This window comes from Kitasatospora sp. NPDC048722 (genome assembly GCF_040650235.1).
Classification (GTDB): Bacteria; Actinomycetota; Actinomycetes; order Streptomycetales; family Streptomycetaceae; genus Kitasatospora.
Genome location: NZ_JBEZGX010000024.1, coordinates 28,504 through 49,164 on the forward strand (window position 1 = coordinate 28,504; position 20,661 = coordinate 49,164).

Sequence of the window (20,661 nt, forward strand, 5' to 3'; positions counted from 1 at the left end):
AGTGAGGACCCGTTCATGACTCTCAGCACCCCCGTACTCGCCGAGGCTTCGTCGCCTTCTGGACGTTCGGCCGCCTCCGCGGCCGCCCGGCGGCGCGCCGCGCTCAACTGGGTGGCCGTCCACGCGCTGGGCATCGCCGCCGCGCTGTTCTTCATCCTCCCGTTCGTCTTCGCCTTCCTGACCTCCGTCATGACGGACAGCCAGGCGCTCACGACGAACTACTGGCCCACCTCCTGGCAGTGGGGCAACTACACCGAGGTGTGGGAGGCGCCCGGGTTCCTCACCTGGTGGCGCAACACCCTGGTCTACGCCGGCGCCGGCACGCTGCTGACCGTCGTCTCCAGCCTCCCGGTCGCCTACGCGCTCGCCAAGTTCCGCTTCCGCGGCCGGAAACTGGCACTCATGGCGGTGATCTCGATGATGATGCTGCCGCCACAGGTCACCATCATCCCGATGTACCTGTTCTGGGCGAAGCAGGTGCACCTCACCGGCACCCTGTGGCCGCTGATCATCCCGATGGCCTTCGGCGACGCCTTCTCCATCTTCCTGCTGCGCCAGTTCCTCACCACCATCCCCAAGGAGTACATCGAGGCGGCCCGGATCGACGGCTGCGGCGACCTGCGCACCCTGCTGCGCGTCGTGCTGCCGATGGCCAAGCCGGCCATCGCCGCCGTCGCCCTGTTCCAGTTCTTCTACTGCTGGAACGACTACTTCGGCCCGCAGATCTACGCCAGCGAGAACCACGCCGCCTGGACCCTCTCCTACGGCCTGGAGTCCTTCAAGGGCGCGCACCACACCAACTGGAACCTCACCATGGCCGCCACCCTCCTCGTGATGGCACCGGTGATCCTCCTCTTCTTCTTCGCACAGAAGGCCTTCATCGAAGGCGTGACACTGACAGGGGTCAAGGGCTGATGTCCGCAACCGGGTCCGCACTCAAGTCCGCACTCAAGCTGGCGATCGTCGGCGGCGGTTCGACGTACACCCCGGAGCTGATCGACGGCTTCGCGCGGCTGCGGGACACCCTGCCGATCGGCGAACTCGTCCTGATCGACCCGGCCGCCGAACGGCTGGAGCTGATCGGCGGACTGGCGCGGCGCATCTTCGCCAAGCAGGGCCACCCGGCGGTCGTGTCCGTGTCGACGGACGTCGCGGACGGCGTCGCCGACGCCGACGCCGTCCTGCTCCAGCTGCGCGTCGGCGGACAGGCCGCCCGCAACCAGGACGAGACGTGGCCGCTGGAGTGCGGCTGCGTCGGCCAGGAGACCACCGGCGCGGGCGGGCTCGCCAAGGCGCTGCGCACCGTCCCCGTCGTGCTGGACATCGCCGACACCGTCCGCCGGGCCAACCCGGACGCCTGGATCGTCGACTTCACCAACCCGGTCGGCATCGTCACCCGGGCCCTGCAGGAGGCCGGTCACAAGGCCGTCGGCCTGTGCAACGTGGCGATCGGCTTCCAGCGGAAGTTCGCCGCGCACCTCGGGGTGGCACCGGAGCTCGTCCGGCTCGACCACGTCGGCCTCAACCACCTCACCTGGGAGCGCGGCGTCACCCTGCTCGACGCCCCCGGCGCGGCGGGCGGGCGGGAGGTGCTGCCCGAGCTGCTCCGCGACTTCGGCAAGGAGATCGCCGACGACCTCCACCTGCCGCAGGCCGTCGTGCAGCGGCTCGGCGTCGTCCCGTCCTACTACCTGCGGTACTACTACCAGCACGACGAGGTCGTCGAGGAACTCAAGGCGCAGGGCTCGCGGGCCGCGCAGGTCGCCGAGATCGAGCGGCAGCTGCTGGAGATGTACGCCGACCCGGCCCTCGACACCAAGCCCGAACTGCTGGGCGAGCGCGGCGGGGCGTTCTACTCCGAGGCCGCCGTCCAGCTCATCGCCGCCCTGCTCGGCACCGACGGCGGCACCTCCGTCCAGGTCGTCAACACCCGCAACGACGGCGTGCTGCCCTTCCTGCCCGACGACGCCGTCATCGAGGTGCCGGCCGAGGTCGACGCGGCCGGCGTCCGCCCGCTCCCGCAGCGGCCCGTCGAGCCGCTCTACGCCGGGCTCGTCGCGGCCGTCACCTCGTACGAGCACCTCGCCCTCGACGCCGCCCTGCGCGGCGGGCGCGACCGGGTGTACGACGCGCTGCTCGCCCACCCGCTGGTCGGCCAGTTCGACCTCGCCGACCGGCTGACGGACCGGCTGCTCGCCCACAACCGCGAGCACCTCGCCTGGGCCTGACGTCCGGGACGCCGGGCGTTCGGGACGCCTGACGTCCGGGCCCGTCGTGACGGCCCGACGTCCGCGCCCCGGCGTCGCCGTGGACGGCCCGGCCCGCGATATGAGGGTGTCGCGGGCCGGGCTCCGCGAGCGGACCGCCCACCCCCGGCCGGGGAACCACCGGCCGGGCCACCCGGCCGGGCACCCTCGGCCGGGCCACGTACGAGTCGCGGGGACCTGATGACCCACCAGCCCGAACCACTCCTGCCCGGCGTGCTCGCCATCGACGCCGGCAACTCCAAGACCGACGTCGCCCTGATCGGCGCGGACGGCACCGTCCGCGGCACCGCCCGCGGCGGCGGCTTCGCACCCCAGAAGATCGGCGGCGCGGCCGCCGTCGCCGGCCTCGCCCCGCTGGTCGAGGAGGCCGCGCGCGCCGCCGGGCACCCGTCCTGGTCCGGCCGGCTGACCACCCACGTCAGCGCGTGCCTCGCCAACGCCGACCTCCCCGTCGAGGAGGAGGCGCTGCGCGCCGCGCTGGAATCCCACCCCTGGGGCGTCAGCAACACCGTCGTCAACGACACCTTCGGCCTGCTGCGCGCCGGCACCGACGGCCCGCGCGGCGTCGCCGTCGTCTGCGGCGCCGGCATCAACTGCGTCGGCCTCCTCCCGGACGGCCGCACCGCGCGCTTCCCCGCCCTCGGCGAGCTCACCGGCGACTGGGGCGGCGGTGCCAGCCTCGCCGGCCACAGCATGTGGCACGCCGTGCGCGCCGAGGACGGGCGCGGCGGGCCCACCGCCCTCGCCCGGGCCATCGCCGAGCACTACGGGCTGCCCAGCGCCGGTGCCGTCGCCGAGGCCGTCCACCTCGGGCACCTGCCGGCGGCGCGGCTGCACGAGATCGTCCGGGTGCTGTTCGCCGTCGCGGACGCGGGGGACCCGACCGCGCTGGAGCTCGTCGACCGGCAGGCCGACGAGATCGTCCGACTCGCCGTCGTCGCGCTCACCCGGCTGCACCTGCTCGACGCGCCCGCCCCGGTCGTGCTCGGCGGGGGCGTGCTCGCCTCCCGGCAGCCGCTGCTTCTCGACAACGTCACGGCGCGGCTCGCGCGGGCCGCACCGCTGGCCGAGCCGCGGGTCGTCGTCGCGCCGCCGGTGCTCGGGGCGGCCCTGCTCGGGCTCGACCACCTGGGCGGCGACGCGCGGGCGCAGGCACGGGTGCGGGAGGCGTACGAGGCCGGGCGGCCGGTCGCAGCCTGAGCGTGTCCTGGGCTTCCCGGCTTCCCGGACCGACCGTCCCCCTGAACTTCCCGTCCCCGTCGGGTCCGCACATCCGACGGGGACGGGAACCGCGCCCCGGCCGGCGCACGTGTAACCGGACGTCCGCGTCCACGACCGGATGTACACGTCCGCCACGTTGCCGGGGAGACTGGTGCCATGGCCACGCCCCGCATCCTGCTCACCGCCCTCCTCTCCGGCACCGCCGTGGCCCTCACCGTCGCCGGCCTCACGTCCTGCACCCCCGTCGACGAGAACCCCACGGCCGTGAGCGCCTCCAGCGAGGCCGGCGGCCAGGACGACGACTCCGGCGACCCCGGCGACGCTCCCGACGACGCCGTCGAGGCGGCCCCTTCGCTGCCGTCCGCAGCCCCGGCCGCGTGCTCGCCGGCCGGCGAGCACCCCGGGCACACCGTGCTGCGCGTCGTCGCCGCGGACCCGGCCGGGGCTGCGGACACCGCGGGCACCATGGACGGTCCCGGGCTCACCGCCCGCGCCACCCGGTACCTCTGCTCGCCGAACCGCTTCGAGCCCGTCGGCGCACCGGTGCGCTACTCCTTCGCCGCCGCCGGTGTCGACGCCGCCCTCGTCGACCGCCAGCACGGCGACCCCGCCAAACCGGTGCCGCTGCCCGAACTCCTCACCCACCTCGACGACTGCCTCGCCACCCGCCCTCCCGCCGCCCCCTACGGCTGCTACGGCAACACGTACGACGTCGTCCTCGACTCGCACGGGCGCATCATGCGGATCACGGAACTCGGCCGCCCGTAGGGATTCAGCGGGCCCGGCCCCCACGATAGGTTGGTGCCCCGGATCGATCGGAGGGGCGGGTGACGTGCACGAACACGAGCCGGACGGCGCTGACCTCCCCGTCGCGGACCGCCCCGCCGCGGACCGCCCCGCCGTGCCCGAGCACCCGCTGTGCCGCGCCCGCGCCATCGCCGACAAGATCGACCACCTGATCTCCCGCGACGCCGCCCGGGCCGACGGACGCGCCCCCACCTACCGCGAACTCGCCGACCGCATCAACACCCTGGCCGGACGCGACGTCATCTCCAAGGACACCATCCGCAACCTCCACCACGGCGTCACACAGAAGGGCCGGAGCCCCAACCCGACCGTCGACACCCTCGACTGGCTCGGCCGCGGCTTCGGCATCCGGCAGGGCGCGGCCTACTTCCTGGACGACCGCAGGACCGCCGACGTCGACGAACAGCTGGCCCGCCTCGACAAGTTCGGGGACCTCCGGCAGGCCCTCGGCAACTCCGGGGTGGTCAGCCTGGTCAAGCGAGCCTCTGGACTGTCCGACAACAGCCTGAACATGCTGCTCGTGCTCGCCGAACGGCTCAGGACCCTGGAGGAAGGGGCGTCGGGAGCGGACGGCCCCGGGCCCTCGAACAGGAACTGAGGCCCCTGCGCCTGCTTGTGCGCCCGTCCGTCTGCTTGTGCGCCCGCTCGCCGCTCGCCGCCGACTGAAGGAACGTTCTCCCCTCATGCCACTTCCCCGCGGCCTCCGCCGGCGCTGCGAGAACATCCTCGGCACCCTCGACCTGCCCGTCCCGTTCACCGTCGAAGGCTTCCGCGCCTCGCTCGAACGCCACCGGGGCCGACCGATCGCCATGGAACCCCTGCCCGCCCTCGGCCGGGACGCCCCCTGCGGACTGTGGATCGCCCTCCCCAGCATCGACGTCGTCTTCTACGAACGGCACACCACCCCCGCCCACCAGGACCTCATCAAGCTCCACGAGCTCGGGCACGTCGCCTGCGAGCACACCGGCGTCCTCGAACTGCGCCACCTCACCGACCTGTTGCCGGACCTCACTCCCGAATTCGTCGCCCGGGCCCTCGGCCTGGCGCGCACGAGCTACACCACCGTCGAAGAACAGGAGGCGGAGATGATAGCCCTGCTGCTCGCCGACCTCGCCGGCACCGACCGCGCGCGCACGGAATCCTCCCAACGGCTCGTCGACAGCATGCTCAGCCCGGTCGAACCCCTCAGGCGCGGGCGGCGGTCCACGGGAGGGCGAGGCTGAGATGCTGCGCTCCGTCTTCGAGATCCTCGTCCCCGCCCTCCTGTGGACCGCCGTCGCCTGGCGCGCCCCCCGGGCCTTCCGCTCCCCCGCCACCCGCGCCCTCTGGGGCACCACGGCCATGATGGCTCTCGCGCTCACCACCCGGCCCGCCCCCGTCGCCCGCCTCCTGGAGGACGGCACCGGGCTGCCCGAGGTGTCCGTCCTGATCAAGCACCTCCTCGGCATCGCGGCGGCGACCTGCCTGCTCGACTACGTCGTCGCGATCCACGGGACGCCCGGGACGGGCATCCGCTCGACGAAGGTCCGGCACACGGCGGCGGCCGCGGCGTGCGTAGTGATGGCGGTGCTGTCGGTCTTCTTCTTCGAGCACGAGCAGATCGGGCCCGACGGCATCGACGCGCACTACGCCGACCGGCCGGTGCAGCTCTACCTCACCGTCTACTACCTGTTCTTCTTCGCCTCGACGCTGCTCGCCTCCCGGCTCTTCTGGTCGAACCGGCTCAACGTGCCGCGCGGCCTCCTGCGGACCGGCGTCCGGCTGATGGCGGCGAGCACCGGGACCGGGGCGGTGTACGTCCTGTACCGGGTGTACTACATCGCGGCGCACACCGTCGTCGCGCACGACCCCGCCACCGGGAAACCCGTCCCGCCGTACGACCCCGTCGGCGAGCTCCTGCCGGCCGCGGCGGCCGTCCTGCTCGTGCTCGGCCTCGCCATGCCGCCCCTGCGGACGGTGAGCCGCTACGTCCGCGACCAGTACGCCATGTGGCGGCTCCACCCGCTCTGGGCCGACCTCGTCGCGGCAGCGCCGCAGGTCGTCTTCGGCACCCCGGCGGGACGGATCCGCAACCTCTTCGCCCTCGGCGACCGCTCACTGGACGTCGCCCACCGGGCGTTCGAGATCCGCGACGCGGCACTGGCCCTGCGGGACGGCCTGCCGTCATCGGCCCCCGGCGCGGGCGTGGACAGTGCGGGCGCTGCGGGCGCGCCGGGCGACCTCGCCCACGCCGAGGCCGCCTGGCTCCATGCCGCCCTCCACCACCACACCACCGGCCACCCCCCGGCCAGCGGCATGCCCCCCGAACCCGACCACCCCGGCGGCGCCACCCCGCAGGAGGAGATCACCTGGCTCCTGAAGGTGGCCACCGCCTACCGCCGCCTACCCGCCTGAGGCCGACCACGTACGCCACTTTTCGGGCGGGGCAGACGAAGGCGACACAGCCGGAAGGCGGAGCCGTGGCACCGTCCGCACCTGCCCTGTGGCCGACGGCGGCATGCCCGTAGCGAAAGGCTGCGGCCGAAACACCTCGCTGCTGCCCAGGAGCCGCATGGAAGGCAGGGTTGACCGGTCGACATGGAGACGCAGAGGAATTCGGGCCGGCCGACTTCTCGTGCAGGGCTGTCATGGGGGTGGCCGGGTGGCCGGGGTGGCGCGGGGGAGGTCAGCGCGGCCGACTATTCGTGACCGGCATGTGCGGACCGGGCGAATCGGCGGGTGGGGCAGGGCACGGGACGGCACTTGACCTCAAGGGCGCTTGAGCTCATCGAATGGTCGCGTCCGATCCGTCGATGCGGTGCACGAGCGGCGAGAGGTCGTTCACGACGAACGACGTGCTGGCGGTGGGGTCCGTCCCGGAGGACGTGCGGCAGGCCGTGACCGAGGTGGTGAAGGTGCTGGAACGGGCCTTCAACGAGAAGGACGGGCGCGCTTGCCGCGCAGTTCGCGCGGCGGACGTCGCGGTCGAACGCCCGCGGCCTGCGGCTGGACGACGGCTGGCGGATCGTCGCCGGCCAGGACACCACCGTCGAGCGCCCACCGTCGAGCCGCCCGCCGACAGCTGACCGGAGGCGACGGGGCCCGGCCGGAGAGGCCCAACCCGGCCGGGGAACCGGCGTGTTGTGTGGACGGTCTCCATACTGTTGCGGAACTCCCCTCCGAATGTTGATAGACGGCGTCGCTACGCGCATGGACATGTGCTGACCTGCCTGCTTTTCACGTTCGCGACGGTACGGCTGGGTTTCCTTTGCTTCCGATCCCGTTGACCCGCTTTCAGCGGCTCTGCTTGGCTTCGGGCCACCCTTTCGGCCCCATGAACCGTCGGCGCTCCCCACACCTCCGTGCCGGCGGCAGAGAGGAACCCTCACGATGGGCATGTCCCCCACCTCCAGAGTCCTGACCGGCCTCTCCTCGCTGGCGCTGGCCGCCGCGGGCTTCGCCGCCACCGCCGCACCCGCGCAGGCGGACCAGCCGAGCAGCGAGTTCGCCGGGCAGACCCACCCGTACCGGCACGGCGTCGTCCCGACCAAGGAAGCCGGTGCCGCCACGGCCGGCAAGCGCACGACGAACCTCAACTTCGGCGGCGGCGTCGACGGCATCGGCGTCACCACCGGCGCGCCCAAGGTCTACCTGGTCTTCTGGGGCTCCCAGTGGGGCACCCAGGGCACCGACTCCAACGGCTACACCACGCTCTCGGGTGACCCGAGCGGCATCGCCGTCCGCGCGCAGCAGCTGTTCAAGGGCCTGGGCACGAACAACGAGACCTGGTCCGGCGTCATGACGCAGTACTGCCAGGGCATCACCAAGGGCGCGACCTCCTGCCCGTCCACCGCCGCCCACGTCGGCTACCCGACCGGCGGCGCGCTGGCAGGCGTCTGGGTCGACCCGTCGGCCGCCGCCCCGGGCCAGGCCACCGGCAACCAGATCGCCAACGAGGCGATCAAGGCCGCCGGGCACTTCGGCAACACCACCGCCGCGGCCAACCGCAACGTCCAGTACGTGGTGCTCTCCCCCACCGGCACCCACCCGGACGGCTTCAACACCAGCTCCGGCAACTTCTGCGCCTGGCACGACTGGAACGGCGACTCCACCCTGAGCGGTGGCGCGGCCGCCTCCCCGTACGGCGACATCGCGTTCACCAACGACCCGTACGTCACCGACATGGGCACCTCGTGCGGCCAGAACTACGTCAACACCGGCAGCGCGGGCCTGCTGGACGGCGTGACGATGGTGTACGGCCACGAGTACTCCGAGACCGTCACCGACCAGAACCCGGCGGGCGGCTGGACCGACTCGTCCGGTGCCGAGAACGCCGACAAGTGCGCCTGGAAGGGCACCGGCGGCGTGGGCGGCGCGCAGAACGTGACGTTCGCGACCGGCTCGTTCGCGATGCAGGGCACCTGGGCGAACGACTACAACGGCGGCGCGGGCGGCTGCGAGATCTCGCACCCGGTCGTTCCCTGAACCGTCCGAGCACCCTCTGAGCACCACGTGAGAACCATCTGAAGGCCGCCGGAGAACAGGCGCCGGGGCGGGCAGTGCGGGCCCGCCCCGGCGCTTTGCCGTGCCCGGGGTCCGTTCGCGCGAAGCCGCCGGGCGCTACGGTGCGACGAGGCCGAACTCGTAGGCCTGGATGACCAGGTGGACCCGGTCACGGGCGTCGAGCTTGGTGAAGAGCCGGGCGACGTGCGCCTTCGCCGTGGCCACGCTGATGACGAGTTCCGCGGCGATCTCGGCGTTCGACAGCCCCCGTCCGACCAGCGTGAGCACCTCGCGTTCGCGCTCGGTGACGACCGAAGCGACGGGCCGGCGCGAGGTCGGCGCGGACTGCGGGCGGGCGGCGAACTCGCCGATCAGGCGGCGGGTGACGCTCGGCGCGATGAGGGCGTCCCCGGCGGCGACGACGCGGATGCCGTCGAGGATGGTCTCCAGGGCGAGGTCCTTGACGAGGAACCCGCTCGCGCCGGCGCGCAGCGCGCCGTACACGTAGTCGTCGTCGTCGAAGGTGGTGAGGACGAGCACGTGGGTGTCCACGCCGGAGTCGGCGGCGATGCGGCGGGTGGCCTCGATGCCGTCGACGCCGGGCATGCGGATGTCCATGACGGCGACGTCCGGGCGCAGCCGGGCGACCAGGTCGACGGCCGCGGCACCGTCGCCGGCCTCGCCGACGACCTGCAGGTCGGGGGTGTCGGCGATGAGCACGCGCAGGCCGGTGCGGATGAGCGGCTGGTCGTCGACCAGGACGACTCGGATCACGGTCCCACCTCCAGGGGGAACTCTGCGGGGAGCGGCAGTCGGGCGGCGACGCGGAAGCCGCCTTCGGGGCGCGGGCCCGCGCTGAACTCGCCGTTCAGCAGGCCGACCCGCTCGCGCATGCCGGCGATGCCGTACCCGGAACCGTGACCCGGGCCGGAGCCGGAGCCCGCGCTTGCGCCGGCGCCCAGGTCGACGACGGTGATCTCGACCCCGTCCGGGCGGTGGTCGACGGTGACGTGGCAGTCCTTCGTCCCGGAGTGCTTGACCACGTTGGTCACCGCCTCCTGGACGATCCGGAAGGCGGCGAGGTCGACGTCGGCGGGCAGCCGGCGCGGCTCGCCGGTGCGGGTGAGCTCGACCCGGACGCCGGCGGCCGCGGTGTTCGTCACGAGCCGGTCCAACTCGGCCATTCCGGGCGCGACTTCGAGCGGCGCGGACTCGCCCTCGCCCTGCCGCAGCGCGCCGAGCATCCGGCGCAGTCCGGCGAGGGTCTCGCGGCTGGTGGCCTCGATGGCGTCGAGCGCGTTGCGGGTCTCGGCGGGCTGGGTGTCCATGACGCGACGGCCCATGCCGGCCTGGATCGCGATGATGCCGATGCTGTGGGCGACCATGTCGTGCAACTCGCGGGCGATGCGCAGCCGTTCGGCGGTGACGGCCTGTTCGGTGGCGCGCCCGCGCAGGGCTTCGGTGTGGCTGCGGCTCTGGTGGATCGTGTTGCCGACGAGCCAGCTGATGGCGACGGTCGCGGCGATGCCGCCGTAGGCCATCGGGTTGACGGGGTAGCCGTTGAGGGCTCCCCAGAGGAACAGTCCGAGGAGCATGGCGACCGGCATCCCGGCGGCGCAGAGGGAGACGGGCCGGGAGCGGGTGGCGGCGCAGTAGCCGACGACGGCGTCGGCGATCAGGAACTGGAGGACGGCCGTCTCGGGGACCGTCCACATGCCGAGCGAGAAGAGGCCGCCCGCGAGCGCCACCGCGATGGCGGCGAGCGGCAGTCGCACCAGCAGCGCGGCGACGGACGTGGTGACGACCGCCGTGACGACGAGCGGCATGTCCTCGGGGTTGCCGTGGTAGGTGAGGAGGTGGCGCAGTTCGTCGGCGCGGGTGAAGAACCGGAAGACGACGACGGTCGCCCAGAACGCCGCCACCCACACGCCCGGGGGCAGGCGCCGGAGCAGCGGCGGGCGGGCTTCGATGATCATCGCCCGATCGTATCGACCATCCGTGCGGCGCACAGTGGCCCGCGGGCCTAATCCCCGGGGCCACTGCCTCGGTCGCGCGGTGCGTCCCGGGGGCCACGCGGTGTGTCCCGTCGCCCGATGCCCGTGCACGGACCCGACCGGCACCGTTGTCCCCGTGATCGAGATCGAGCGACTCAACAAGCGGTACGGCGACAAGCTCGCCGTCGACGACCTGTCCTTCACCGTCCGGCCGGGCACCGTCACCGGCTTCCTCGGCCCCAACGGCGCCGGCAAGTCCACCACCCTGCGGATGGTCCTGGGGCTCAACACGCCCACCAGCGGCACCGTCACCGTCGACGGCGTGCCGTTCGCCGGACGCCCGCGCGGCCTGCGGCACGTCGGCGCCCTGCTGGACGCGCAGGACGTGCACGGCGGGCGCAGCGCCCGGGCGCACCTCGCGGCGCTGGCCCGCAGCAACCGGATCCCGCTCGGGCGGGTGGACGAGGTGCTGGCGGAGGTCGGGCTCGGCAAGGCCGCCGGGCGCCGGATCGGCGGGTACTCGCTGGGCATGAAGCAGCGGCTGGGCATCGCCGGCGCGCTGCTGGGCGATCCGCCGGTGCTGCTCTTCGACGAGCCGCTGAACGGGCTGGACCCGGAGGGCGTGCTGTGGGTGCGCGGGCTGTTCCGGCGGCTCGCCGAGGAGGGGCGGACGGTCTTCGTCTCCAGCCACATGATGGCCGAGATGGAGCACACCGCCGATCGGCTGATCGTGATCGGCCGGGGCCGGCTGATCGCGGACGAGAGCCTCGCGGACTTCTCGGCCCGGCACGCGGCCGCGGGCGTGGCCGTGCGGACGCCCGAACTCGCCTCGCTGGTGACGGTGTTGACGGACGCGGGTGCCGAGGTGCGGCGCGACGGGCCGGAGACCGGCCTGGTGACCGGCCTGCCCGCCGCCCGGATCGGCGAACTGGCGCTGCGGCACGGCGTGGTGCTGCACGAGCTCGCCCCCCGTACGTCCTCCCTGGAGTCGGCGTTCATGTCCCTGACCGCCGACAGTGTCGAGTACCTGGCCGGAGATGCCCGATGAGTGCCGTGACCGTTCACCCCGGGGCGCCGCTGCCCCGCTTCACCGACCTGCTCGCCGCCGAGTGGATCAAGCTCCGCTCGCTGCGGTCCACCTACTGGGTGCTCGCGCTCGCCGCGCTGGTGGCCATCGTGGTCAACGTCAACGCCGTCCACACCGACCTGACGTACATCGACCACCCGCCCGCGCGGATGCCCGGCATGCCGGCGTACCGGTACGACCCGCTGTACCACGGGCTCGGCAGCATTTCGAGCGCGCTGACGGCCGTCGCGGCGGGCAGCCTCGGGGCGATCACCGTCTTCGGCGAGTACACCACCGGCCTGATCCGCACCACGTTCGCCGCCGTGCCCGACAGGCGCGGGGTGATCGGCGCCAAGGTGCTGCTGATCGGCGGGATCACCGCTCTCGCCGGGGTGGTGGTGTCGGCGGTCTCCTTCTTCGCCACCAACGCGATGCTGGCCTCCCGGCACGTCGGGCTCTCCATCGCCGACGACGGCTGCCTGCGGGCCGTCCTCGGCTACGCGGCGATCGTGCCGGTCTGCGCGCTGATCGGGATGGCGCTGGGGGCGGCGCTGCGGCACGCGACCGCGTCGATCGTCTCGCTGGTGATGCTGCTGTTCATCCTGCCGATGATGTTCGGCGGGGACCGCTACCGGTGGCTCAAGGAGATCGGCACCCACCTGCCGCTGGCCACCGTGCAGCGGCTCTCCATCAACCCCGACTCGACGACCACGATGGGCAAGTACGCGCCGAGCGTGCTGGACTCGTGGATCACGATGGGGGTGTGGGGCGTGGCCGCGGTGGCGGTGACGGTCGTCCTGGTACGGCGGCGGGACGTGTGAGGGTCAGTCCGCTCCCAGGCGGCGGGCGATCGCGGCCGGCAGCCGGTACGGGCGCTCGGGCGGCAGCAGGCGCTGGGCCTGTGCCGCCCGGCCGGCCCGGACCAGGTCGGCGATCCGGTGCACCTGCGGCGTGAGGTCGGTGAGGCCGACCACCCACTCGTCGGCGAATGTCCGGATCAGCGCGGGGCGTACGCCTGGTAGACGACGATCGTCCGTTCGTCGCGATCGGCCCGGATCTCGTACAGCGCGGTCATGCCGAGGCACGCTGCCAGGAGGGGCGGGGCGGCGGCAACGGGACTTGCCGCTCGGGCTCAGCCGGCGGCGGGCTCGGCAGCGGACTCCACGGCGGCGGCGGCCTTGGCCCGGAACGCGGCCAGCGTCCCCGCGCTCACCCCACAGGCCGGGAGGAAGGCGGCGGCGCCGCCGTGGCGGGCGCGGACCAGGTCGAGGAACACGGCCATCGCCTCGGCCGGGGCCTGCAGCAGCGGGGCCGGGATGTGCAGGTCGGGCCGGTCGTTGAGGGCGGTGCGGTGGCGGTCGGCGAGACCCGCGAAGACCTGCGGCAACGCGTCGGCGGTGCGGACGTAGTCGGCGACGATGAGCTCGGCCGGGACGCCCAGCAGGTCGAGCAGCAGCGCGGTGAGCAGCCCGGTGCGGTCCTTGCCGGCCGCGCAGTGCAGCAGGACGGCGCCCGGACGGGCCGCGGCCTCGACGGCGGCGACGACGGCGGCCGGTGCGGACTCGGCCATCAGCACGTAGAAGTCGCCGAGGTCGGCGGCGGTGGTCATGGTGCGCATGCGCTCGGCGAGGCCGTCGGTGGCCGGGTTCACCGGGGCCGCGACGACGGCTATCCCGGAGGACTCGGCGGCGGCCCAGTCGGCCGGGTCGGTCTCGGAGCCGTCGCGCAGGTCGACGATGGTGCGGATGTCGCAGGACCGCAACTGCTCGACGGTGGCGGCATCGGCGGCCGGGAACGGCTGGGCGGAGCGGAAGAGCACACCGGGGCGCACCCGCAGGCCCTCGGGGTCGCCGAGGACGGCGGAGTCGCGGAAGTTGACCAGGGACATGCGCGGCCTATGCCTTTCGAGAGGACATCTAGACATCTAGATGTGTCGTCCAGATGTCTAACCGCTCCGGGGGGTCGCGGGCAAGCCGCCCTCCCCCCGGGGCTACCTTCCATGGCACCGCGCCGAGGTCGGATCGTCGAGCCGGACGGGAACCGCCGAGCCAGGGGCTTCGTAGGATCGTGCCCGTGGCGACCAACCCTCCCAGCACCCCCCTCTACCGCCGCCTGGCGCGACAGCTCCAGGAGCGGATCGACGCCGGCGCGTACCCGGCGGGCACCCGGCTGCCCAGCGAACCGGAGCTGAGCACCGAGTTCGGCGTGAACCGGCTCACCGTCCGGCAGGCGGTGGCGGAACTGGAGCGCGCGGCCGCCGTCGAGATCCGGCGCGGGGTCGGCACGTTCGTCCGGCCGCCGGCGGTGCGCGTCTCGATCACGGTGGACCCGCGCAGCCAGCGCTTCGACCTCGGGAGCGTGCACAGTGCGCTGCCGGGTGCCCCGGAGGGCGGGGACGGGGAGTTCGTGCTGGGCGCGCGGCCGGTGGCCGGCTCGGCGGAGGACGAGGAGGCCGCCCGGCAGCTGGGCCTCGGGGCGGGTGAGCTGTCCCGCGTCGACACGGTGATCCGCCTCGGCGGGCGGGCCCGGGCGGCGTGCAGCTACTGGGTGCCGTTCGGACCGCTGCCCGCGGAGCTCGTCCGGCCCGGCCGCCCCGGCAACCTGGTGCTCGACCTCGCCCGCGCCGCCGGGGTCGAGCTGGAGTACGACTGGCGGGCGTTCGGCGCGATCGGCGCCGACCTCGCCGACGCCGAACTCCTCGGCGTCCCGGCGGGCACGCCGCTGCTCGTGCGCGAGGGCGTCAGCTGCACCCCGGACGGCACCCCGGCGCTGTACGTGCGGCGGCGGATCGACGGCAGCAGCGCGCGCTTCGTCCTGCACTTCCGCGAGCCGGGGGCGGAGCCCGGCGACTCGGCGGCGGACGGGCCCGGGCCGGACGGGTCGCAACGGTCCTGCTAGGGTTCCGCGCCGGTAGCGGCACGAACGAAGAGCGGGGCGGAACACGATGACGGCGGGGAACCAGCCCGGACCCGGCCCCGGCATAACCGCCGAACTGGCCACCGCCTACACGGACTTGCTCGCCCAGGTCGCCCACACCGGCCGACTCCCGCGCCGCGCCGAACTGGAGCACCTGCGCGCCCTCGGCGAGCACTGCGCCGAAGCCGGCTACGGCCTGCGCGAGGTGGTCGCCCATGGCCTGACCGCCACCCGCCGGGCCTGGCACACCCTGCCGGACGTCACCGCCGCGAGCGGCGTCGGCGACCTGCGCCGCACCGGCGACGCCGTCCTCGCCGCGACCGAGGCCGCCCTCGCCGCCCTCGGCGAGGGCCACGAACGCGCCCAGCGCATGGCGGTGCGCCAGGAGGAGTCCGCGCGGCGCGAGTTCATCGACGACCTGCTGCACGGCCGCACCGACCTCGGCGCCCTCGCCGAACGCGCCGACCGCTTCGGCCTGCGGCTCGCCAGCGCCTACGCCGTCGCGGTGGCCGCCGTCGACGGACCCGCGGCGGACGTGCACCACCTGGCGAGCCGGGTCGAACGGGAACTGGTCGGGCGCTTCGGCGAACGGGACGTCCTGCTGACCGGAAAGGACGGCCGGCTGGTGTGCATCGCCCCGGACAGCGAGCGCGTGGTGCTGGAGGCGTTCACCGAACTGGCCCTGCGCCCCGGCACCGGTTACCGCCCGGTCCGGCGGGTGGCGACGGGCCGCCGCCACTCGGGCGCGAGCGGCGTGCTGCGCAGCTACGAGGAGGCGCTGGGGGCACTGGACTACGCGGAGCGACTCGCCCTCCCGGCACGGCAGTTGAAGGCGGAGGAGCTGCTCGTCTTCCCGGTGCTGATGCGCGACCGCGCGGCCATGGCGGACCTGGTGCGGACGGTCCTGGGCCCGCTGACGGAGGCGAGGGGCGGGGCCCGCCCGCTGCTGGACACGATCGTGGTCCAGTCGGAGACGGCCTACGTCAACGCGGAGGCCGCCCGCCGCCTGGGCCTGAGCGTCCGGACCCTGGGCTACCGCCTGGAGCGGATCAAGGCCCTGACCGGTTACGACCCGTCCGACGCCCTGCAGCGCTTCACCCTGGAGACGGCGGCCATGGGAGCCCGGCTCCTGAACTGGCCGGAGCAGCCGCTGTAGCGGCGCCGTCCGGCGCGTGCGCACTCGGACGTGCGCGCGTTTCCGGGTGTCAAAGGGGCATCAAGATTGCCGGGTCCTGGCAATGTGCGGAGGGCCTCCGCACTGTCACGATCTCCGTGGCGCCGAGGCGTGCGGTGCCGCCGGAGCGCGCTCGGGGGCGCGGCCCGCGACGGGGGACGTCGTGGCCGTGGCGGGCTGTCCGGTGGCACCGGCGGGCCCGGCGCCGACGGTCGTCGCCGGGTTCGGACCGACGGCCGTGGGTCGGCGCCCGACAGGGGGTGGCGTCGGCCGCAGTGGGGGTGCCGGGCATCGCGTCGGGGGGCACGAGCCGGTGGACACCCTGGGGGGTATGCCGGTCACGTCGGTCACGGTGTCGGGGGACACGGTGCCGGCGCGACCGGCCGCCGCGCCGGGCACGCGCCGCAGCAGGCCGCCCGGCTCACCGCCCCCGCAGGCCGTCCAGGACCACCGCCGCCGACCGCCCCGGGAGGTCCGGTTCCGGTGGCCGGTGCCCCAGCAGCGCCCGGGACTGCACGGGGCCGCGAGGAGCTCGACGGCCACGGCGGCGTCCGTGCCGGCGGGGAGTTCACCGCGGTCGACGGCCCGGTGGATCATCACGACCGCCCGGTCGAGGCGGGATCGCCGGAACTCCTGCCAGGCCTCCGCGAGGGCGGGGTCGTCCGCGCCGAGGACGGCGGCCCGGGCGACCGCGCGGCCGAGGGGGTGGCGACGTACTCGGCCAGCACGGCCCATGCGGGAGACGATGGTCGGCTGATCCGCTCGTCGCACGATTTCGCACGAACGAGCCCTGCGCGTGGCGCGCGAGTCCGCGCCTCACACGCGGGGCTAGCTTGTCGGCATGATCGCTCAGGAACTCGATCTCGCCGGGCTGCGCCGGGTCTACGGGCGTGCGGGCAGCCGGCTGTTCTACACCCGGGTGGCGCGCAACGCCCGGCACTGGGGGTGGACCGAGCCCGGCCAGTCGAAGTGGCGCCTCTGGCGGGCGCAGCGGCAACTGGAGGACGTGCTCGGCCGCAGGCTCGCGCTCCCGCCGGGCGCCGAGGTGCTGGACGCGGGCGCCGGTGCGGGCGTGGTGGCGCGGGCGATGGCGGTCCGGTTCGGGCTCGCGGTCACCGGGGTCGACGTCCTGGACTTCCACGTCGACGAGGCGAACCGGCTGAGCGCCCGCGCGGGACTGTCCGACCGCACCACCTTCTCGTGGGGCGACTACCACCGACTCCCGTTCCGCGACGACACCTTCGACGGCGCGTACTCGATGGAGACGCTCGTCCACTCCTACGACCCGCCGCGCGCACTCGCCGAGCTCCACCGGGTGCTGCGCCCGGGCGGGCGGCTGGTGCTGCTCGGTCCGATGAGCACCGTCCCGCTGGACGAAATGACGCCGGACGCGCGGGCGTTGCTCGAACCGTACCTGGACGCGATGGTGATGACGGGCGCGAAGGTCTACCACGCCCGCAACCTCCCGCACCTGCTCGCCGAGGCCGGTTTCGCGGTCGAGGAGGCGCTGGACGCGACGCCGTACTACACGCCGACGACGGAGGCCGTGCACGCGTACTTCCGGCTGCCGTGGGCGGTGCTGCGCCGGTTCGGCGATCCGGCGCGCTGGCTCAACCTCCGTTCCACGGTGGAGATGTACGCCGTGCGGGAATACGTCGCCTGGTACGTCCACACCGCCGTCAAGCCGGATGCCGTCCGACCGGACGCCGTGACGCCGGCCGCCGTCGAGCCCCCGAGGTGAACCGCGTGACGAACGCCGCCCCACTGCCGTACCCGAGCGGCTGGTTCTGCGTCGGCCTCGCCCGGGACGTCGTCGGCCCGCTGTTCACCGTCCACCAGCGGACCACCACCCGCTTCCCGGGCCTCGGCGCGGTCAGCCTGGAGCAGCCGGTCACGCCGGCCGGACTCGGTTCGATCCGGATCGCGGCCGAACTGCCGGAGGTGGGAGGCCGGTTGCGGGTGTGGGTGCTGCCGACCCCGGTCGCTCCCTGGCGGACACTGGTGCGGTTCGCGGTGGCGTGCAGCGTGCCGACGGGCGTCCCCGGGGTGCTCGGCGCGGCGGCGGACCGGGCCGCGTCGTGGGTGGCGCTGCGGACGGCCGTGCAGATCGTCAAGCAGGATCGCCCGGTGCTCGCCCACAAGCGCTACCTGGCCCAGCCGCGCCAGGTGCCCGGGAAACGCTCGATCGGGCTGTTCCGGCGCTGGGCGCGGCAGTTCTACGAAGCGGAGGCCTGCCGGGCGGACCCGCTCGCCGACGGGGCACCGGCGGACTGGGGACTCCTCCGGTCAGCTCCGCGCCGCCTTCCCGTCCGCCGCGAGCGCGACCAGGCCCTTGTCCGTCGGACCGTAGACCCTTCCGCCGCCCGCCCAGAACGGCACCAGGGCGGTCGACTCGGTGCTCGGCGTGAAGTCGAACCTCCACCGGGCGTCGCCGGTGTCCGGGTCGAGCGCCCACACCTGTCCACGCGTCCACACGTACACGTTGCCGTCCGCGCAGAACACCTCGATCCGGTTGATCGAGCCGATCGGCAGCGCCCCTGACCAGCGGACCGCGCCGCTCTTCGCGTCGAAGGCCTGCACGACCACCGTCTGTTCCTCGAACTGCGAAGCGGCCGCGTAGACGACGGTGCCGTCCGGATTCGCCGCCGCGGCCTGGAAGACCGGCCGGCCGGGCGACTGCCACGCCACCGCGCCGCCCTCCGGGTCGAGGGCGTAGAGGTGGTCGGTGAGGAACAGGAACCGGCCGCCGGCCGACGCGTGCGGGCCCTCGGAGAAGGCGGGGAGGGTGCTGAGGGAGGTGAGCGTGGCCCCGGCCCCGGGGGCGGGCTGCTCCCACACGGTCTTCCCGGCGGCGGCGGTGTCGAGCGCGGTCAGCTTGGAGATCGTGCGGTCGACGCTGGCGGTGTTGTACAGCACGCGAGTGCCGGAGGACGGCACCAGGAGCCGCCCGTACACCGCCTGGGTGTGGGGGTAGGTGGTCTCCCAGCGGACCGCCTGCGTCGCCGGGTCGATCGCCTGGACGAAGGAGGCCTGCTGGTACTGCGGCGGCGCCGGCGGGGCGACGTGGGTGACGGTCCCGTCCCCGTGGACGTAGAGGACGCCGTCGAGCAGGCCCGCGAGCGAGACGTTCATGAGGCCGACGGCCTTCCGGGGGATCGACCAGGCGACGGTTCCCGTGGCGAGGTCGACGGCCTTGATCGCGTAGGTGAGGTTGGTGGGGTCGGTCAGGCTCACGAACCCGCCGACGTACGCCTTGCCGCCGCCGACCGCCAGCGCGCCGGAGCCGAGCCCGGTCCACGACCGGGCCAGCTGGTTCGGCAGCGGGCCCCAGAGGGGGCGGCCGGACTGGTCGAAGGCGCGGACGCCGGTCATCCCGGCGACCAGGACGGTACTGCCCTCGCCGTCCAACTGGATGGCGGGCTCGTCGAGTTGGGCGGTCCAGAGGGGAGTGGCGGCGGTCTTGGTGTCGATCGGGCGGGTGAGGTCGGTGGGGGCGGGACGCCCGGGGGCGGCGTTCGAGGGCTTCGCTCCGTCGCCGGAGGCCCGGTCCGAGGAGGACGCGAGCGCGTAGTACAGCGCGGCGCCGCCCCCGGCCACGGCTCCCCCGGCCAGGCCCAGGAGGAGCTTGCGGCGGGAGGGCCCGGGCCGATCGGTCGGCCCGCCCGGCTCGTGGGCCGGTTGGGGCTGCGGGGTCGCGACGGGCGGCGCGGCGGGCGGTGGCACGGGCGGCGCAGTGGGGGGCGCCGCGGGCGGCGCAGTGGGCGGCGCGGCGGGCGGTGGCACGGGCGGCGCGGCGGGCGGTGGCGGGACGGACGGCGCGAGGACGGCCGCCGCCCGCTCGATCTGCGTCACCAACGACGGGTGCAGCCAAGGACCTCGGACCACCGCCCCCGCACCGCCCTGCGCGAGCGCGGCCACGACCTCCTGCGGCGTCGGACGGTCCGCCGGCTCCTTCGCCAGGCAGGCCGCGATTAGCAGTCGCAGCCCGCCGGGCACCGCCGACAGGTCGGGCTCCTCGCCCGCCACCTTCTGCAGCACCGCCAGCGGGTGCCCGCCGTCGAACGGCCCGCGCCCGCCGGAGGCGGCGTACACCAGCGTCGCGCCGAGCGAGAACACGTCGCTCGCCGGACCCACCGTCCGGCCGAGCGCCTGCTCCGGGGACATGTACGCGGGCGTGCCGAAGATCGCGCCCTCGGCGGTGAGCACGGTGCCGTCGGCCGCCCGTGCGATGCCGAAGTCGATGACGTGCGGGCCGTCCAGCGCCAGCAGGACGTTGCTCGGTTTGAGGTCGCGGTGGGTGAGCCGGGCCGCGTGGATGGCGCGCAGCTCCTCGGCGATCCCGGCGGCGACGATGCGCAGCACGTGCTCGGGGAACGGCCCGACCAGCATCACCGCCTCGTCCAGGCCGATGCCCGGTACGAAGGCGGTGGCCAGCCACGGGAGGGGCCCGTCCGGGTCGGCGTCCACGACCGGCGCGGTGAACGCCGACGACGCGGCACGCGCGGCGGCGACCTCCCGCCGGAACCGGGCGCGGAAGCCCTGGTCCCCGGCGAGTTCGGGTCGCACGACCTTCACGGCGACCGTCCGCCCGCCCGCCGACCGGCCCAGGTACACGACGCCCATGCCGCCCGCCCCGAGTCGGCCGAGCAGCGCGTACGGGCCGATCCTGGGCGGGTCGGCGGGGTCCAGCTGCCGCATCATCGGGCTCCGTTCGGTACGGGGGCGGGGTGGTCG

Annotated in this window: 20 protein-coding genes; 14 read left to right on the forward strand and 6 right to left on the reverse strand. The window is 74.1% G+C overall.

The features are described from left to right. Nucleotides 1-15: 15 nt before the first annotated feature. The 9 genes from AB0C76_RS19175 (at nt 16) to AB0C76_RS19215 (ending at nt 8,759) form a co-directional block, all read left to right on the forward strand. A complete protein-coding gene (locus AB0C76_RS19175) occupies nt 16-915 on the forward strand; it encodes a carbohydrate ABC transporter permease (protein ID WP_359966365.1) in 900 nt (299 codons plus the stop codon). Continuing rightward, nucleotides 915-2,228, forward strand: a complete 1,314-nt coding sequence (locus AB0C76_RS19180; protein WP_359966368.1) for a 6-phospho-beta-glucosidase — start codon at nt 915-917, stop codon at nt 2,226-2,228. Before AB0C76_RS19175 ends, AB0C76_RS19180 begins: the two co-directional genes overlap by 1 nt. A gap of 219 nt (nt 2,229-2,447) precedes the next feature. Then, complete coding sequence (locus AB0C76_RS19185; protein WP_359966371.1) at nt 2,448-3,467, forward strand: BadF/BadG/BcrA/BcrD ATPase family protein; 1,020 nt, start codon at nt 2,448-2,450, stop codon at nt 3,465-3,467. Between the two features lie 177 nt (nt 3,468-3,644). Next, nucleotides 3,645-4,256: a hypothetical protein gene (locus tag AB0C76_RS19190; protein ID WP_359966374.1), complete on the forward strand. Its 612-nt coding sequence runs from the start codon at nt 3,645-3,647 to the stop codon at nt 4,254-4,256. 64 nt (nt 4,257-4,320) lie between these two features. Continuing rightward, nucleotides 4,321-4,893 carry a hypothetical protein gene (locus tag AB0C76_RS19195; RefSeq protein ID WP_359966376.1) on the forward strand — a complete coding sequence of 191 codons (573 nt, stop codon included), beginning with the start codon at nt 4,321-4,323 and terminating at the stop codon, nt 4,891-4,893. A gap of 85 nt (nt 4,894-4,978) precedes the next feature. Beyond that, a complete protein-coding gene (locus AB0C76_RS19200; protein ID WP_359966379.1) occupies nt 4,979-5,518 on the forward strand; it encodes a hypothetical protein in 540 nt (179 codons plus the stop codon). A gap of 1 nt (nt 5,519) precedes the next feature. Next, nucleotides 5,520-6,689, forward strand: a complete 1,170-nt coding sequence (locus AB0C76_RS19205) for an MAB_1171c family putative transporter (RefSeq protein WP_359966382.1) — start codon at nt 5,520-5,522, stop codon at nt 6,687-6,689. Between the two features lie 377 nt (nt 6,690-7,066). Then, the gene (locus AB0C76_RS19210; protein ID WP_359966385.1) at nt 7,067-7,360 is read left to right on the forward strand and encodes a hypothetical protein; all 294 of its coding nucleotides are present in this window, start codon (nt 7,067-7,069) and stop codon (nt 7,358-7,360) included. A 304-nt stretch (nt 7,361-7,664) separates the two neighbouring features. Beyond that, nucleotides 7,665-8,759: a hypothetical protein gene (locus tag AB0C76_RS19215; RefSeq protein ID WP_359966388.1), complete on the forward strand. Its 1,095-nt coding sequence runs from the start codon at nt 7,665-7,667 to the stop codon at nt 8,757-8,759. 135 nt (nt 8,760-8,894) lie between these two features. Here AB0C76_RS19215 and AB0C76_RS19220 read toward each other — a convergent pair whose 3' ends face one another. Further along, complete coding sequence (locus AB0C76_RS19220) at nt 8,895-9,551, reverse strand: response regulator transcription factor (RefSeq protein ID WP_359966391.1); 657 nt, start codon at nt 9,549-9,551, stop codon at nt 8,895-8,897. Further along, on the reverse strand, nt 9,548-10,753 hold the full coding sequence (locus tag AB0C76_RS19225; protein WP_359966394.1) for a histidine kinase: 1,206 nt from the start codon (nt 10,751-10,753) through the stop codon (nt 9,548-9,550). The genes AB0C76_RS19220 and AB0C76_RS19225 overlap by 4 nt, the downstream gene beginning before the upstream one ends. A 154-nt stretch (nt 10,754-10,907) precedes the next feature. On the opposite strand from AB0C76_RS19225, the gene AB0C76_RS19230 reads away from it, so the two are divergent. Continuing rightward, complete coding sequence (locus AB0C76_RS19230) at nt 10,908-11,819, forward strand: ATP-binding cassette domain-containing protein (RefSeq protein WP_359966397.1); 912 nt, start codon at nt 10,908-10,910, stop codon at nt 11,817-11,819. Beyond that, nucleotides 11,816-12,658, forward strand: a complete 843-nt coding sequence (locus AB0C76_RS19235; protein ID WP_359966400.1) for an ABC transporter permease — start codon at nt 11,816-11,818, stop codon at nt 12,656-12,658. The genes AB0C76_RS19230 and AB0C76_RS19235 overlap by 4 nt, the downstream gene beginning before the upstream one ends. 3 nt (nt 12,659-12,661) lie before the next feature. On the opposite strand, the gene AB0C76_RS19240 is transcribed toward AB0C76_RS19235, so the two are convergent. Then, on the reverse strand, nt 12,662-12,922 hold the full coding sequence (locus AB0C76_RS19240) for a DUF4291 family protein (protein ID WP_359966403.1): 261 nt from the start codon (nt 12,920-12,922) through the stop codon (nt 12,662-12,664). 47 nt (nt 12,923-12,969) lie between these two features. Next, nucleotides 12,970-13,725 carry a tyrosine-protein phosphatase gene (locus AB0C76_RS19245; protein WP_359966406.1) on the reverse strand — a complete coding sequence of 252 codons (756 nt, stop codon included), beginning with the start codon at nt 13,723-13,725 and terminating at the stop codon, nt 12,970-12,972. Nucleotides 13,726-13,910: 185 nt separating this feature from the next. Here AB0C76_RS19245 and AB0C76_RS19250 point away from each other — a divergent pair, with 185 nt between their 5' ends. Both AB0C76_RS19250 and AB0C76_RS19255 read left to right on the forward strand, forming a co-directional pair. Further along, the gene (locus tag AB0C76_RS19250; RefSeq protein WP_359966408.1) at nt 13,911-14,735 is read left to right on the forward strand and encodes a GntR family transcriptional regulator; all 825 of its coding nucleotides are present in this window, start codon (nt 13,911-13,913) and stop codon (nt 14,733-14,735) included. A 46-nt stretch (nt 14,736-14,781) separates the two neighbouring features. Beyond that, on the forward strand, nt 14,782-15,909 hold the full coding sequence (locus AB0C76_RS19255; protein ID WP_359966411.1) for a helix-turn-helix domain-containing protein: 1,128 nt from the start codon (nt 14,782-14,784) through the stop codon (nt 15,907-15,909). Between the two features lie 105 nt (nt 15,910-16,014). Here the strand turns inward: AB0C76_RS19255 and AB0C76_RS19260 are convergent, their stop codons facing one another. Further along, the gene (locus AB0C76_RS19260; protein WP_359966414.1) at nt 16,015-16,662 is read right to left on the reverse strand and encodes a TetR-like C-terminal domain-containing protein; all 648 of its coding nucleotides are present in this window, start codon (nt 16,660-16,662) and stop codon (nt 16,015-16,017) included. A gap of 106 nt (nt 16,663-16,768) precedes the next feature. Between AB0C76_RS19260 and AB0C76_RS19265 the strand changes: the two genes are divergently transcribed. Continuing rightward, nucleotides 16,769-17,668, forward strand: coding sequence for a methyltransferase domain-containing protein (locus AB0C76_RS19265; RefSeq protein WP_359966417.1), 900 nt, complete (start codon nt 16,769-16,771; stop codon nt 17,666-17,668). Nucleotides 17,669-18,213: 545 nt separating this feature from the next. Here AB0C76_RS19265 and AB0C76_RS19270 read toward each other — a convergent pair. Beyond that, nucleotides 18,214-20,628 (reverse strand): PQQ-binding-like beta-propeller repeat protein, encoded by a 2,415-nt coding sequence (locus tag AB0C76_RS19270; protein ID WP_359966420.1) that lies wholly within the window; start codon nt 20,626-20,628, stop codon nt 18,214-18,216. Nucleotides 20,629-20,661: the final 33 nt, after the last annotated feature.